The organism is Allobosea sp. 47.2.35, from assembly GCF_024655635.1.
GTDB lineage: Bacteria > Pseudomonadota > Alphaproteobacteria > Rhizobiales > Beijerinckiaceae > Allobosea.
This window is the reverse complement of sequence record NZ_JANLGI010000004.1, coordinates 227,366-241,772: the sequence shown is the minus strand read 5'-3', so window position 1 is coordinate 241,772 and position 14,407 is coordinate 227,366. Positions and strand designations below refer to the sequence as shown.

12 protein-coding genes are annotated in these 14,407 nt (G+C 66.8%); 5 read left to right on the top strand and 7 right to left on the bottom strand.

The annotated features are described in order from the left end of the window. Positions 1–99: 99 nt before the first annotated feature. Complete coding sequence (locus NUV79_RS08175; protein ID WP_257732571.1) at positions 100–1,146, top strand: cysteine synthase A; 1,047 nt, start codon at positions 100–102, stop codon at positions 1,144–1,146. Positions 1,147–1,174: 28 nt separating this feature from the next. Here NUV79_RS08175 and NUV79_RS08170 read toward each other — a convergent pair whose 3' ends face one another. Beyond that, a complete protein-coding gene (locus NUV79_RS08170; protein WP_257732570.1) occupies positions 1,175–2,542 on the bottom strand; it encodes a dicarboxylate/amino acid:cation symporter in 1,368 nt (455 codons plus the stop codon). A 348-nt stretch (positions 2,543–2,890) separates the two neighbouring features. Between NUV79_RS08170 and NUV79_RS08165 the strand changes: the two genes are divergently transcribed. Then, positions 2,891–3,889, top strand: a complete 999-nt coding sequence (locus NUV79_RS08165) for a magnesium and cobalt transport protein CorA (protein WP_257732569.1) — start codon at positions 2,891–2,893, stop codon at positions 3,887–3,889. Here NUV79_RS08165 and NUV79_RS08160 read toward each other — a convergent pair whose 3' ends face one another. The 4 genes from NUV79_RS08160 to NUV79_RS08145 all read right to left on the bottom strand — a co-directional run bounded on the left by NUV79_RS08160 (position 3,890) and on the right by NUV79_RS08145 (position 8,520). After that, positions 3,890–5,668, bottom strand: coding sequence for an SLC13 family permease (locus NUV79_RS08160; protein WP_257732568.1), 1,779 nt, complete (start codon positions 5,666–5,668; stop codon positions 3,890–3,892). 33 nt (positions 5,669–5,701) lie between these two features. Then, positions 5,702–6,691 (bottom strand): magnesium transporter CorA family protein, encoded by a 990-nt coding sequence (locus NUV79_RS08155; protein WP_257732567.1) that lies wholly within the window; start codon positions 6,689–6,691, stop codon positions 5,702–5,704. 103 nt (positions 6,692–6,794) lie between these two features. Then, on the bottom strand, positions 6,795–7,655 hold the full coding sequence (locus NUV79_RS08150; protein WP_257732566.1) for an SDR family oxidoreductase: 861 nt from the start codon (positions 7,653–7,655) through the stop codon (positions 6,795–6,797). A gap of 13 nt (positions 7,656–7,668) precedes the next feature. Continuing rightward, entirely contained in the window at positions 7,669–8,520 is an 852-nt protein-coding gene (locus NUV79_RS08145; protein ID WP_374679010.1) for an SDR family NAD(P)-dependent oxidoreductase, read from the bottom strand. A gap of 80 nt (positions 8,521–8,600) precedes the next feature. Here NUV79_RS08145 and NUV79_RS08140 point away from each other — a divergent pair, with 80 nt between their 5' ends. Continuing rightward, complete coding sequence (locus NUV79_RS08140) at positions 8,601–9,395, top strand: class I SAM-dependent methyltransferase (RefSeq protein ID WP_257732564.1); 795 nt, start codon at positions 8,601–8,603, stop codon at positions 9,393–9,395. 17 nt (positions 9,396–9,412) lie between these two features. Here NUV79_RS08140 and NUV79_RS08135 read toward each other — a convergent pair whose 3' ends face one another. Continuing rightward, on the bottom strand, positions 9,413–11,188 hold the full coding sequence (locus tag NUV79_RS08135) for an acyl-CoA dehydrogenase family protein (protein WP_257732563.1): 1,776 nt from the start codon (positions 11,186–11,188) through the stop codon (positions 9,413–9,415). Between the two features lie 177 nt (positions 11,189–11,365). Between NUV79_RS08135 and NUV79_RS08130 the strand changes: the two genes are divergently transcribed. Together NUV79_RS08130 and NUV79_RS08125 are read left to right on the top strand one after the other, a co-directional pair. Then, complete coding sequence (locus NUV79_RS08130; RefSeq protein WP_257732562.1) at positions 11,366–12,346, top strand: L-threonylcarbamoyladenylate synthase; 981 nt, start codon at positions 11,366–11,368, stop codon at positions 12,344–12,346. An 84-nt stretch (positions 12,347–12,430) separates the two neighbouring features. Then, a complete protein-coding gene (locus NUV79_RS08125; RefSeq protein ID WP_257732561.1) occupies positions 12,431–13,330 on the top strand; it encodes a LysR family transcriptional regulator in 900 nt (299 codons plus the stop codon). A 3-nt stretch (positions 13,331–13,333) separates the two neighbouring features. Here the strand turns inward: NUV79_RS08125 and acuI are convergent, their stop codons facing one another. Then, positions 13,334–14,320, bottom strand: coding sequence for an acrylyl-CoA reductase (NADPH) (acuI, locus tag NUV79_RS08120; protein WP_257732560.1), 987 nt, complete (start codon positions 14,318–14,320; stop codon positions 13,334–13,336). Positions 14,321–14,407 lie beyond the last annotated feature (87 nt).

The following is a 14,407-nucleotide window of genomic DNA, read 5'->3' as shown; positions in this document are numbered from 1 at the left end:
GACTGGCATTGTTCCGAACTCGGGGCGAAAGGCTCGCTCACTGATGACCGCTGAGATGCTTTCGCCTATCAGGTCAGGGACGAATTGGGAAATCCTGCCATGACTATCCGCAACGGCGTCATCGAAGCCATCGGCAACACTCCCCTCATCAAGCTCGAACGCGCCTCAGCGGAAACCGGCTGCACCATCCTCGGCAAGGCCGAGTTCATGAATCCCGGCCAATCGGTGAAGGACCGCGCCGCGCTCGCGATCATCCGCGATGCCGAAGCAAAGGGACAGTTGAAACCCGGCGGCGTCATCGTCGAGGGCACGGCCGGCAATACCGGCATCGGTATCGCGCTCGTCGGCAATGCGCTGGGCTATCGCTCGGTCATCGTCATCCCGGAGACGCAGTCGCAGGAAAAGAAGGACATGCTGCGGCTGGCCGGCGCGACGCTGGTCGAGGTGCCGGCCGCGCCCTACGCCAATCCCAACAATTACGTGAAGGTCTCTGGCCGTCTCGCCGAGGAATTGGCGAAGGCCGAGCCGAACGGCGCGGTCTGGGCCAACCAGTTCGACAATGTCGCGAACCGGCAGGGCCATCTCGACACAACCGGCCCGGAAATCTGGGAGCAAACCGCCGGCAGCGTCGACGGCTTCATCTGCGCGGTCGGCTCGGGCGGAACGCTCGCGGGCGTCGGCATGGCGCTCAAGGCGCGCAACCCCAAGGTGACGATCGGCCTCGCCGATCCGATGGGCGCAGCGCTTTATTCCTACTATACCGACGGCGTGCTCAAGGCCGAGGGCTCCTCGATCACCGAGGGCATCGGCCAGGGCCGGATCACCGCCAATCTGGTGGATGCGCCGGTCGATATCGCCTTCCAGATCCCGGATGCGGAAGCGGTGCAGATCGTGTTCGACCTGCTGGAGCAGGAGGGCCTGTGCCTCGGCGGCTCGTCGGGCATCAATGTCGCTGGCGCGATCCGGTTGGCGCAGCAGATGGGGCCGGGCCACACCATCGTGACGGTGCTCTGCGACTACGGCACGCGCTACCAGTCGAAGCTGTTCAATCCGGAATTCCTGCGCTCCAAGAACCTGCCGGTTCCCGGCTGGCTGGAGCGCGACGGCTCGGCGCTGAAGCAGATCGTCAGCAAGGTGATGGCCTGAGGCGGTAATCGCCCCAGGCCCTTTATCGTCACGCCGCCCGCGGGCTGGCGTCGATCGCCTCGATATCGCCGGCGCGGTCGTATTGCGCCTGATCGAGCATGCCCTGCCGCTTGGCGACGAGGGTCGGCACCAACGCCTGACCGGCGACGTTCACCGCCGTGCGGCCCATGTCGAGGATCGGGTCGATGGCGAGCAGCAGGCCAACACCGGCCAGCGGCAGGCCGAGCGTCGAGAGCGTCAGCGTCAGCATCACGGTAGCCCCGGTGAGGCCGGCGGTCGCGGCCGAGCCGATCACCGAGACGAAGGCGATCAGGACGTATTCCTGGATGCCGAGCGGCACGCCATAGAACTGCGCGACGAAGATCGCGGAGATAGCCGGATAGATCGCGGCGCAGCCGTCCATCTTCGTGGTCGCGCCAAGCGGCACGGCGAAGGCGGCGTATTCGCGGGGCACGCCGAGGCTCTTCTCGGTCACGGCCTCGGTCACCGGCAGAGTGCCGATCGAGGAGCGCGAGACGAAGGCGAGCTGGATCGCCGGCCAGGCGCCGGCGAAGAAGCGCGCCGGCGAGAGGCCGTGCAGCACGAGCAGTGCGGGATAGACGACGAGCAGCACGATCGCGAGGCCGAGATAGATCGCGAAGGCGTACCAGGAGAGCTGCTCCAGGGTCTGCCAGCCGTACTGCGCGACGGCATTGCCGAGCAGGCCGATAGTGCCGATCGGCGTCAGGCGGATCACCCACCACAGGATCTTGCGGACGATCGCGAGGAACGACTCGTTCAGCGCGAGGAAGCTGTTGGCGCGCTCGCCGACCTTCAGCGCGGCAACGCCGACGACGATCGAGATCACCAGCAATTGCAGCACGTTGAAGCCGAGACGGGTGGTCGCGCCGCTGCCCTCGACACGCGTCGTCGCCTGCAGGCCGAACATGTTGGCGGGCACGAGACCCTTGAGGAAGTCGAGCCAGGAGCCGACGGAGCCCGGCGGCTTGGCGCTGGCGGCCGCGACGCCGGCATTGATGCCGGGCTGGATGACGAGGCCGAGCGCGATGCCGATCAGCACCGCGATGAAGGCGGTGATCGCGAACCAGAGCAGCGTCTGCCAGACCAGCGCGGCGGCGTTCGAGAGCTGGCGGAGATTGCTGATCGAGGCGACGATCGCCGTGAAGATCAGCGGCGGCACCAGTGCCTGCAGGAGCTGCACGAAGATCGAGCCGGTGGTCGAGAGCGTGACGGTCAGCCAGTTCGGCTGGCCGGGCGCGACCGGGCCCATGTTGCGCGCGATCCAGCCCAGCACGAGGCCGATCACCATGGCCGCCAGAACCTGGAAGCCGAAGCTGGCATAGAACGGTTTTGAACCGGCTCCGGCTGTGCCGGTCCGGGGAATTGCGGTAGTCATGACGGGATCTCTTCTGCTTCGGCCCGTGGCCGTAGATGAATGTTCCTATACACCTTCAGCATCAGCCTTCGCAAAAGCGGATATTTTTATACTTTGAGCAGATGGCGATAAGAATATTCTCTTTCGCGGCGCATCCCGAGCATGAAGCCGACCACTCCGAGAACGGTGTTCTCATCTCGACCCAATCGCCTCGCAGCAACGATCCCGTTTGCCGGAAAAGTGATTTCCACGGAGATCGAACGGTTCTAGCCTGCACTCCGATGATCCAGCGATCGGCGAGGTGGTCGCATGTCAGTTTCGGAAGTCCGGCTCAGCCCCTCCGTCGCTCGGGAAACGGCGTACGCCGCCATGACACCCGAACAAGAGCATCCGCAGCAGGACGGCGTCATCGCGTCCGGCGTCTATGTCCATGGCGTACGGGTGGCCGATATCCCGGTCACCGAGGCCGGCGAATGGGCGCGCAAGGACGATCATGTCGTCTGGATCGGCCTGTTCGAACCTGAGCCCGCACTGCTGCGCTGCGTCCAGCAGCAGTTCAACCTGCACCCGCTCGCGGTCGAGGACGCCACCAACGCACACCAGCGGCCGAAGCTCGAGCAATATGGCGATGCGCTCTTCGTCGTCGCCCGCACCGCCCAGCTGATCGACGGGCGCATCGCCTTCGGCGAGACCCATATTTTTGTCGGGCGCGGCTATATCGTCAGCGTCCGGCACGGTGCCTCGACCTCGTACAAGTCGGTGCGGCAGCACTGGGAGACCTGCCCGACCTCGCTGGCGAAGGGCGAGGATTTCATCCTCTATGCGATCCTCGATTTCATCGTCGACAACTACATGCCGGTGCTGGAAGCGATCCATGACGAGGTCGAGGAGATCGAGGACAAGATCCTGGCCAAGCCGATGGGGCGCTCAGATATCGAGCGGCTCTATATGCTCAGGCGCGACCTGCTGCGCTTGCGCAATGCGGTGGCGCCATTGGTCGATGTCTGCCAGCGCCTGATGAACGGCACCGTGCCGCAGGTCCGGCCGACGCTCGCCCCGATGTTCCGCGACGTGACCGACCATGTCCGCACCGTGCAGGAGAAGATCGACAGCCTGCGCGAGGTTCTGGCCTTCGCCTTCGAGGCGAGCCTGCTGGTCGGGCAGAGCCAGGAAAGCCTGATCACCAAGCGCCTCGCATCCTGGGCCGCCATCCTGGCCGTGCCCACGGCAGTGGCCGGCATCTACGGCATGAATTTCGAGAACATGCCGGAACTGAAGATGTATTACGGCTACTATTCCGTGCTGACGCTGATCGTCTGCACCTGCTCAATCCTGTACTGGCGCTTCAGGCGCAATGGCTGGCTGTAGCTATCTGAGCGGCCAGACCAGCAGGATCATCGGCACCGCGAGCAGGATGACCAGCAGGGACAGCGGCGCGCCGAGCCTTGCGTAGTCGCTGAAGCGATAGCCGCCCGGCCCCATCACCAGCGTATTGCACTGGTGGCCGATGGGCGTGAGGAAATCGCAAGCCGCGCCGATCGCCACCGCCATCAGGAAGGCGTCGGGATTGTAGCCGAGGTTTTTCGCGAAGCCCGCGCCGATCGGCGCCATGACCAGCACGGTCGCCGCGTTGTTGAGGAACGGCGTCACGGCCATCGCCGCCACCAGGATGAGCGCGACCGAGGCCCAGCCCGGCAATCCGCCACCGATCATCGCGAGCCAGGAGGCGAAGAGATCGGTGGCACCGGTCGTCCGCAGCGAATCCGAGACCGGGATCAGCGCCGCCAGCATCAGCAGGATCGGTGCATCGATGCTGTGATAGGCTTCGCGCAGGGGCACGCAGCGCAGGGCGATCAGCAACACGGCGGCAGCGAAGAAGACGAGCGGCACCGGGGCCAGCCCCGCCGCCAGCGCGATGATGGCCGCGAGCACGATCGTCACGGTCAGCACGACCCGGCGCGTCGAGCCCAATGGGACGAGCCTATCCGCGAGCGGCAGCAGGCTGAGCTCGGATAGCTTTTCGGGTAGGAGTTTCTCGTCGCCCTGGATGACGACGATGTCGCCGGCCCGCAGCCGGATATCGCGCAGGCGTTGGCTGAAGCGCTCGCCCGAGCGGCTGATCGCGATCATGTTGATGCCGAAGCGGCTATGCAGGGCAATATCGCCGGCCGATTGGCCGATCAGGGTCGAATCCGGGCCGATGATCGCCTCGGCGATGCGATCGGGATCGAGCGCATCCTCCTTCTGCGTCGGGCGGTCCTTGCCGGCGAGATCGAGCCCGCCCTCGGCGACCACCCGCTCCAGCACGGCAGCGTCGCCGCGCAGCAGCAGGATGTCGCCGGCCTTGAGCGAGGCATCGGGCAGCGGCGCCTGGACGCGGCGTTCGTTGCGCAGGATCGAGACGATCTCGATGGCATCGCCGCCGATCGCCTTGAGGTCAGCGACCGTCTTGCCAGCGAGCGGCGATTTCTCGCGCAGCTTGGCCTCGGTCAGGTAGTCCTTGATGTCGATCGCCTGATCGAGCGAGACCGCGCCGCGGCGATCGCGCGGCAGCAGGCGATAGCCAAGGCTAAGGAAGAGGCAGCCGGCGACGGCGACGACGATGCCTACGGGTGCGAAATCGAACATGCGGAAGGGCTCGCCACCAAGCTCCTGCCGGACGCGGGCGACGATGACGTTGGGCGAGGTTCCGACCAGTGTGACGATGCCGCCGAGAAGCGAGGCGAAGGCCATCGGCATCAGGAGGACCGAGGGCGATGTCCCGCTCTTGCGGGCGAGCTGGTAGGCGATCGGCAGCATCATCGCGAGCGCGCCGATATTCTTGATGATCGCCGACATCACCGCGACGATGAAGACGAGCAGCGGCACCTGCAACTGCATCGAGGAAAGGCCCGAGCCCAGCTTCGAGAACAGCCGTTCGATGATGCGCGACCGCGCGACCGCGGCGCTCAGCACCAAGGCACTACCGACGATGATGACGATGTCGTCGGAGAAACCCTTGAAGGCCTCAGTCGCCGGCACCAGCCCGAGCGCCACGGCCATAAGCAGCGCCAGCATCGCGACGATGTCGTAGCGCAGGCGCCCCCACAGGAAGGCAGCCATCATGCCGGCGACGAGAAGGACGGAGAGTATCTGCGGCTGTGTCATCCGGCCTTCAAGATATCGCGCGTGTTCAGCGGCTCACAGCCACTTCTTCCATCGGAAGAACAGATAGGGCAGCACCGCGAACAGGATCATCAGACCGACCGCGAGCGGATAGCCCCACTGCCACTCCAACTCCGGCATCGTCTTGAAGTTCATGCCGTAGATCGAGGCAATCAGCGTCGGCGGCATCAGCGCGACGGAGACGACCGAGAAGAGCTTGATGATCTTGTTCTGCTCGATCGAGACGAGGCCGAGCGTAGCGTCCATCATGAATTGCAACTTGTTCGACAGGAAGGCTGCGTGTTCCTCGATCGCCTGCACGTCGCGCACCGCGGAGCGCCATTCCGCCGAGAAGCCGGTCTGCGCCTTCTTCGGCCGCGTATAATTGGCCGAGAGGAAGAGCAGCACGCGCTCGACCGAGACCATGCTCTCGCGGACATTCGAGATGATGTGCTCGTACTGCCCGATCTTCTGGATCACGACCTGATAGACGCCGCCGCGCTCGACATCCTGGCCACGCCCGGCGAAGACCCGGCGCGAGGCGATGTCGATCTTGTCGCCGACGCCGCGCAGCACCTCGGCGGCACGGTCGACGATCGCCTCGATCAGCCCGTCGAGGACGGCTTCCGGCTGCTGGCCGCAGCCGCCCGGCTTGGTCGCGCGGTTGAGGAAGATGTTGAAGGCGCCGGGCTCGTCATAGCGCACCGTCACCAGTGCCCTGTCGGTGAGGATGAAGGTCACGTCCGCCAGCAGCGGGACGATGGTGTCTGACTGGCAGATGATCCGCGCCGTCATGTAGCGAGCGCCGTTCTCGGTATAGATGATCTCGGACGGCTCGAGATCATGCATCTCCTCGCGCGTCGGGATCGAGATGCCCAGATGCTTCTCGACCCGCCTGTCCTCCTCCGGCGTCGGATTGAGCAGATCGATCCAGACGACATCGTCCGGAAAGTCTCCGTACGGGTCGAGCTTGCCGGGGCGGAGCTTGTCGCGCGAGTCGGGGCATGTGCCGTGGATCGTCAGCATCGGCGCGAATCTCGCTGCACGGTCGTGATGGAAACCGGCAGGAACTCCGATCCCAGCCGCGTGTCAAACCGATGACGGCCCGGAGCGAAGCACCGCTGAGCCGTCAGACGCCGCCCTTCACGCCCTGCGGCGGCAGGCTGTCGGCCGGCACGAAGAAATCCGGCATCAGCGGCACGGAAGCGTCGACGCGGTACGGGGTGAAATCGGTGACGCCCTCGCCCGCCATGAAGCTGTCGTCGATCAGGAAGTTGCCCGAGAATTCGCGGGACGGCTTCGAGAAGATCATGTGGGCGGCGTCGGCGAGAATTTCCGGCGTGCGGCTCGCCTGCACCATCTTGTCGCCGCCGAGCAGGTTCTGGACGGCGGCCGTCGCGATGGTCGTGCGCGGCCAGAGCGCGTTGACCGCGATGCCCTGGCGCGCCAGCTCGCCGGCAAGGCCGAGCACGCACAGGCTCATGCCGTATTTGGCGATGGAATAGGCCAGATGCGGCGCGAACCACTGTGTCTTCATGTCGAGCGGCGGCGAGAGCATCAGGATATGCGGGTTCTCAGCCTTCGCCAGATGCGGAATGGCGTATTTCGAGACCATGAAGGTGCCGCGCGTGTTGATCTGGTGCATCAGATCGAAGCGCTTCATGTCGGTCATCTGCGTGTTGCTGAGCTGGATCGCGCTGGCATTGTTCACGACGATGTCGATGCCGCCGAATGTCTCGGCCGTCTTGGCGATCGCCTCGGCGACGCTCTGCTCTTCGCGAACATCGACCATCAAGGGCAGGCATTTGCCGCCAGCCGCCTCGATCTCGGCGGCGGAGGTATAGATCGTGCCGGGGAGCTTGGGATGCGGCTCCGCCGTCTTGGCGGCGATGGTGACATTGGCGCCGTCACGCGCCGCCCTGAGCGCGATGGCAAGCCCAATGCCCCGCGAGCCGCCGGTGATGAAAAGCGTCTTACCCTTGAGCGACATCGCCGCCTCCCTCCTAGTTGTCGATGACGTAGCGAGCCGGTTGCGAGCCGTCCCGGTCGGTGAAGCCATAGGCGCGCGCCAGATCGGCGACGTGCAGCACCCGCCCGGCATGACGGGCGACGTTCGGGTCGGCAGCGAGCGCCGCGACGGCGCGTCCGGCATAGAGCGGCGTTTCGGTGGTCTGGTCGCCCAGGCCCGCATCGCGGACACGCTCGGTCAGGACATGGCCGGGCGACACGCCCAGTGCCGTGACGCCGAAGGGTTTGAGCTCCTGCGCCATCGCGAAGCTCAGGCGGTTCATCGTCGCCTTGGCGAGATCGTAGAAGACATCGCCGAGATAGAGGCCGCCCATGTCGAAGCTCAGCGTGACGATGAGGCCCGAACGCGCCTGCACCATGGCCGGCGCGACCGCGCGCGCCAGCAGCAACTGGGCATAGACACCGCTCTCAAAACTCTCGCCCAATCTGGCCGCCGGGCGGCGCCAGAACGGCGTGCCGAAGCCGGAGCCGTCGGGATAGCGCTCGCCGTCATAGCCTTCATTGCCGCCCCAGACCGCATCGACGACGCAATCGAGCCGGCCGAAGCGGCGCAGGGCCCAGGCCACGAGCCCATCGACGTCACGCTCGCTGGTATGGTCGCAACGATAGGGATAGCCCTTGCCGCCAGCGGCCTCGACCTCGCGGGCCGCGTCCTCGAAGGTCTCGGAACGCTGGTCGGTGCGCGGCCCGGCCTCGCTGGAGCGGCCGGTGACGATGACGGTCGCGCCGGCTTCGCCCAGTGCCCTGGCGATGCCGCGTCCGAGCCCGCGCGAGGCGCCTGCGACAAGGCAGATTCGGCCGGAAAGCGGCGGTTGCGCGGCGCTCATGGGCATTCCCCGCGAATCGCCGCTAGCCACACTCCATCCGCTGCTCTATAGCCCCGCTCCCCTCGCAACGGAGCAGCACCATGGACAGCACCGATGTCGCCGCTTGCTGGGAGGCCAATGCCGAGACATGGACCCGTCATGCGCGGGCCGGCTACGACCTCTATCGCGACGCGCTGAACAGTCCCGTCTTCTTCGCCAACCTGCCGGATATCGCGGGGCTCGATGGCCTGGACATCGGCTGCGGCGAGGGCTCGAACACGCGCAAGCTCGCCGAAGCTGGCGGGCGCATGGTCGCCGTCGATATCGCGCCGACCTTCATCCGCCATGCGCAGGAGGCCGAAGCCGCGAAACCGCTCGGCATCGACTACCGGTTCGGGGACGGCACCGCCCTGCCCTTCCCGGACGCGCAGTTCGATTTCGCCACGGCCTTCATGTCGCTGATGGACATGCCCGCTCAGGACAAGGCGTTGGCGGAAGCGGCGCGCGTGCTGAAGCCCGGCGGCTTCCTGCAGTTCTCCATTCTTCACCCCTGCTTTGCGCCGCCCTATCGCAAGGTTCTGCGCGACGATGTCGGCCAAATCCGCGCGATCGAGGTCGGCCGCTATTTCGACGGCGTCGATGGCGAGATCGAGACCTGGCGCTTCGGCGCCGCCCCGGCCGAGATCAAGGCCAGCGTCGAGCCGTTCCGGGTGCCGCGCTTCCACCGCACGCTGAGCGAATGGGTGGCGATGATCGTCGCGGCCGGGCTCACGATCGAGCACATGGCCGAACCGCATGTCGATGCGGAGACGGCGAAGGCCATCCCCTATCTCGCCGACACGCATATCGTCCCGCTGTTCCTGCATATCCGCGCCCGCAAGGCTACGGCTGCCTGAACGGGGCGCGGCTGCGCTCACGCGGCGAAGACCGCGGCCGCGTCGGCGATGGCGCCGGCGCCTTCCGTCACCGCGAGTTCGAGGGCCGGCGCCTCGGTCGCGATGCATTCGGCATAGAAGCGGGCGGTGGCGAGATCAGCCGCTCCCTCAGCTCCCGAACGCGTGGCGAGCGCCTTCTTCGCCAATCCCGTGCCGCCCTGCGCCAGCGCGAAGAGCTTGAGATAGGGCGTCGCACCCGCCAGCGCATCGGCCGGCTTGCCGCCGAGCGCGCCGAGCATCCATTCCGTCGCCTTTTCCAGCGAATCGACAGCGGCGCCGAGGCGGGCGGCGGCATGGCCGAAGCCCGGATTATTGGCGCGCTCGACCTCGCCGACGATGCCGCGCATCTCAGCGATCAAAGCCTGGACGGCATCGCCCTGCGACAGCGGCAATTTGCGGGTGACGAGGTCGATCGCCTGAATGCCGTTGGTGCCCTCGTAGATCGCGGCGATGCGGGCATCGCGCAGGTGCTGAGCGGCGCCGGTTTCCTCGACGAAGCCCATGCCGCCATGAACCTGCACGCCGGTCGAGGCGACATCGATGCCGATATCCGTGGCATAGGCCTTGGCGATGGGGGTGAGGATCGCGGCGCGCTCGGAGGCCGCCTTGCGCTTGCCTTCGTCGGTCTCGCGATGCGAGCGGTCGAGCGCCTCGGCAACCTGATAAGAGATGGCGCGGGCGCCTTGCGTCTTGGCGCGCATATCCATCAGCATGCGGCGCACGTCCGGGTGGACGATGATCGGGCTCATCGGCGCGCCCTTGGGGGCATCGAGCGCCGCGCCCTGCTTGCGCTCATGGGCGAAGGCGAGCGCCTGCTGATAGGCGCGCTCGGCAATGGCGACGCCCTGCAGCGCGACATTGAGCCGGGCGTTGTTCATCATCGTGAACATGCAGGCGAGGCCGCGGTTCTCCTCGCCGATCAGCCAGCCGATGGCGCCGTCATTGTCGCCGAAGGCCATCGAGCAGGTCGGCGAGGCATGGATGCCGAGCTTGTGCTCGATGCCGGAGCAGCGCAGGTCGTTATGCGCGCCGAGGGAACCGTCGGCATTGACCAGGAATTTCGGCACGAGGAAGAGCGAGATGCCGCGCGTGCCGGGAGGGGCATCGGGCAGGCGCGCCAGCACGAGATGGATGATGTTCTCGGTCAGATCATGCTCGCCATAGGTGATGAAGATCTTCTGGCCGGTGATGCGATAGGTGCCGTCGCCGACGCGCTCCGCCTTGCTGCGCAGCGCGTTGAGGTCGGAGCCGGCCTGCGGCTCGGTCAGGTTCATCGTGCCCATCCACTCGCCGGAAACGAGCTTGGCGAGATAGGTCTCCTTGAGATGGTCGGAGCCATGGGCATGGAGCGCCTCGATCGCGCCGACCGTCAGCAACGGGCCGAGCGCGAAGGCGAAGGCGGCGGAGTTCCACATCTCGATGCAGGCCGATTGCAGCAATGCCGGCAGGCCCTGCCCGCCATAGGCTTCCGGCGCCGGCAGCGCGTTCCAGCCGGCCTCGGCCCAGGCCTTGTAGGCCTCCTTCCAGCCCGGCGGGGTGGTGACGGCGCCGTCCTTCAGCTTCGAGCCGGTGAGATCGCCGACGCGGTTCAGCGGCGCGATCACGTCGTTGGCGAATTTCGCGGCCTCGTCGAGCACGGCTTCCGCCACGCCGCCGTCGAGCTCGGGCACGAGCCCGTCGGCGATGAGCCGGTCGAGCCCCGCGACGTGGCGCATGGTGGAGAGCATGTCCGAAACCGGGGCGCGATAGCTCATAACCGTCTCTCCCTGAGGCCGGCGCTTGCCCTTGAAGGCAGCCGCAGCCTGCATTTGCCGTTGCCGCGATGGTAGCGAGGAACTATCGCCTAAGCCACGCGCAAGCGAGCGCGACCTTCGTCCCGTGTCGCACTCCTCAGTTAGTTTATATATAAACCATCTTTGGTCAATCGCATCGTGAACCAGCCCCTGCCCTCTCCTCGCCAGACGAAGCTTCTCGCCGCCGATGCGTCCGGCATCGCCGAGGCTGCGACACTGCTGCGCGCGGGCAGACTCGTCGCAATGCCGACCGAGACGGTCTACGGGCTTGCGGCCGACGCGACCTCCGGCACGGCCGTTGCCGGCATCTATGCGGCCAAGGAGCGGCCGAGCTTCAACCCGCTGATCTCGCACCTGCCCGATCTCGCCAGCGCGCGCCGGCAGGGCCTGTTCGATGCGAATGCGCTGGCGCTGGCGCAAGCCTTCTGGCCGGGACCATTGACGCTTGTCGTGCCGGCCTCGTCGGGCTGCACGGTGAGCGATCTGGCGCGGGCGGGGCTTCCGTCCGTCGCGCTGCGCGTCCCGGCCCATCCGGTCGCGCATGCCGTTCTGGAGGCGGCCGGGCAACCGATCGCGGCGCCCTCCGCCAACCGTTCCGGCCGGATCAGCGCCACCAGCGCCGCTCATGTTCTCGCGGACCTCGATCGGCGTATCGACGCTATCCTCGACGCCGGCCCGACCGAGGTGGGGGTCGAATCGACCATCGTCGCCTGCCTCGACGGTGCGCCGCGCCTGCTCCGTCCCGGCGGAGTGCCGCGCGAGGCAATCGAGCGTGTCATCGGCCGGCCACTGGTCATCGCGGGCGATGCCGGCCATGCGCCGATCTCGCCCGGCATGCTCGCCTCACATTATGCGCCGGCGGCACGCGTGAGGCTCGAGGCACAAGCCCCGGAAGATGGCGAGGCCTGGCTCGGCTTCGGCCCCGGGACCCACGAGCATCCGGCTTCGCTCAATCTCAGCCCGAGCGGCGATCTGCGCGAGGCCGCCGCCCATCTCTTCGGTTACATGCGCCGGCTCGACGAGATGGGGCGGAGGACCATCGCGGTCGCCCGAATCCCCGAGCATGGGCTGGGCGAGGCGATCAACGACCGTCTGCGGCGCGCCGCGGCTCCGCGCTGATCCCCGCTCTCCTGGATTTGAGTTCCTCCAGCTTGCATCATTGCAAGATATCGGCTTGCGTGCCCGCAGGAGGATGCCTTGCCGATGAATGCCAAGCTTGCCTGGGACGATTTCCGGCTGATCAAGGCCATTGCCGACCATGACGGGCTGACCGGGGCGGCGGCGGCTCTCTCGGTCAATCATTCGACCGTGTTCCGGCGTCTCGGCCAGATCGAGGAACTCGTCGGCCTGCCGCTCTTCGAGCGACGCAAGACCGGCTATGTCGCGACCGTCGCCGGGGCCGAGATGGCGGCGCTGGCAAGCCGCATGGATGAGGACGTCACCGCCTTCGCCCGGCGCCTTGCCGGGCGCGACGTCGCACCCTCCGGCGAATTGCGGATCACCACGACCGACACGCTCTACCAGAACGTGCTGCTGCCGATCTTCGCGGCCTTCCGCAAAGCGCATCCGCTGATCCGGCTCGACGTCGTCATCGGCAACCAGGCGCTCAACCTGTCGAAGCGCGATGCCGATATCGCGATCCGCGCCAGCGACACGCCGGGCGAGACCCTGGTCGGGCGGCGCATCGCCACCATCGCCTGGGCGATCTATGGCCGCACAGCGGACGGAATCACGCCCGAGGAAGAAGCCAGCCCCGCCCTGCTCTACCAGCGCGACTGGGTCGCGCTCGGCGACCAGCTCTCGCATGTGAAGGCGGCGCGCTTCGTGCGCGAGCATGTCGCGCCGGAGCGGATCGCGCTCAAGAGCTCTGCCGTGCTGGGAATCGCCGAGGCGGTGGCGCAGGGCCTCGGCATCGGTCCTCTGCCCTGTTTCATCGCCGACCAGCGCCCTGACCTGATGCGGATCCTGCCGCCCAATCCGGATTTCGCCACGGGCCTCTGGGTGCTGACCCATCCCGATATCCGGCATGTGCCGCGCGTGCGCGCCTTCATGGATTTCTGCAGCAACGAACTCGCGCGGCAGCGGGCGCTGTTCGAGGGCTAGCCCTCAGCCGATCTCGACGACGACGCGGCCCTTGACCTTGCCCTCGACGATCGCCTTGCCGGTCTCAACCACGGCGTCCAGCGGGATGGTCGTGGTGATCAGGGCGAGCTTGTCGCGGTCGAGATCGCTGGCGAGGCGCTGCCAGGCCTCGATCCGGCGCGGCTTCGGGCACATCACCGAATCGACGCCGAGCAGAGCGACGCCGCGCAGGATGAAGGGCGCGACCGAGGCCGGCAGGTCCATGCCTTGCGCGAGGCCGCAGGCGGCGATGGCGCCGCCGTACTTCGTCATCGAGAGCAGGTTCGCGAGGGTGTGCGAACCGACGGCATCGACGCCGGCGATCCAGCGCTCCTTGCCGAGCGGGCGGCCGGGCGCAGACAGCTCGTTGCGGTCGATGATCTCGGCCGCGCCGAGGCTCTTGAGGTAGTCGGCCTCCTCGGCCCGGCCGGTCGAGGCGATGACGTGCCAGCCAGCCTTGGCCAGCAGCACGATCGCGACCGAGCCGACGCCGCCCGCCGCACCGGTGACGACGACCGGGCCATCTGCCGGTTTCAGGCCGTGCTTCTCGAGCGCGAGCACGCAGAGCATGGCGGTGTAGCCGGCCGTGCCGATCGCCATCGCCTCGGCGGGCATCAGTCCCTCCGGCAGCGGCACCAGCCAGTCGCCTTTCACCCGGCTTTTCTGGGCATAGGCGCCGAGATGGGTCTCGCCCGTGCCCCAGCCATTGAGGACGACGAGATCGCCCGGCTTGAAAGCGGGATGATCGGAGGTTTCGACCCGGCCGGCGAAGTCGATGCCGGGGATCATCGGCCAGCGACGCACCACCGGCGCCTTGCCGGTGACGGCGAGCCCGTCCTTGTAGTTCACCGTCGAATGGGTGACGCGGACGGTGACATCGCCTTCCATCAGGTCGCTCTCGGCGAAATCGGTGAAGGCGAGGTCCGGCCCGGTCTCGCCCTTGGTCGCCACGAGGGCCTTGAACGTCGTCATCACCATCTCCGGAGCATGCAAACACGAAGACCGACAAGGTTGCAGCGGCGTGCTGCCACCGCAACCCCATCGGCCGTGTGCAGGTTC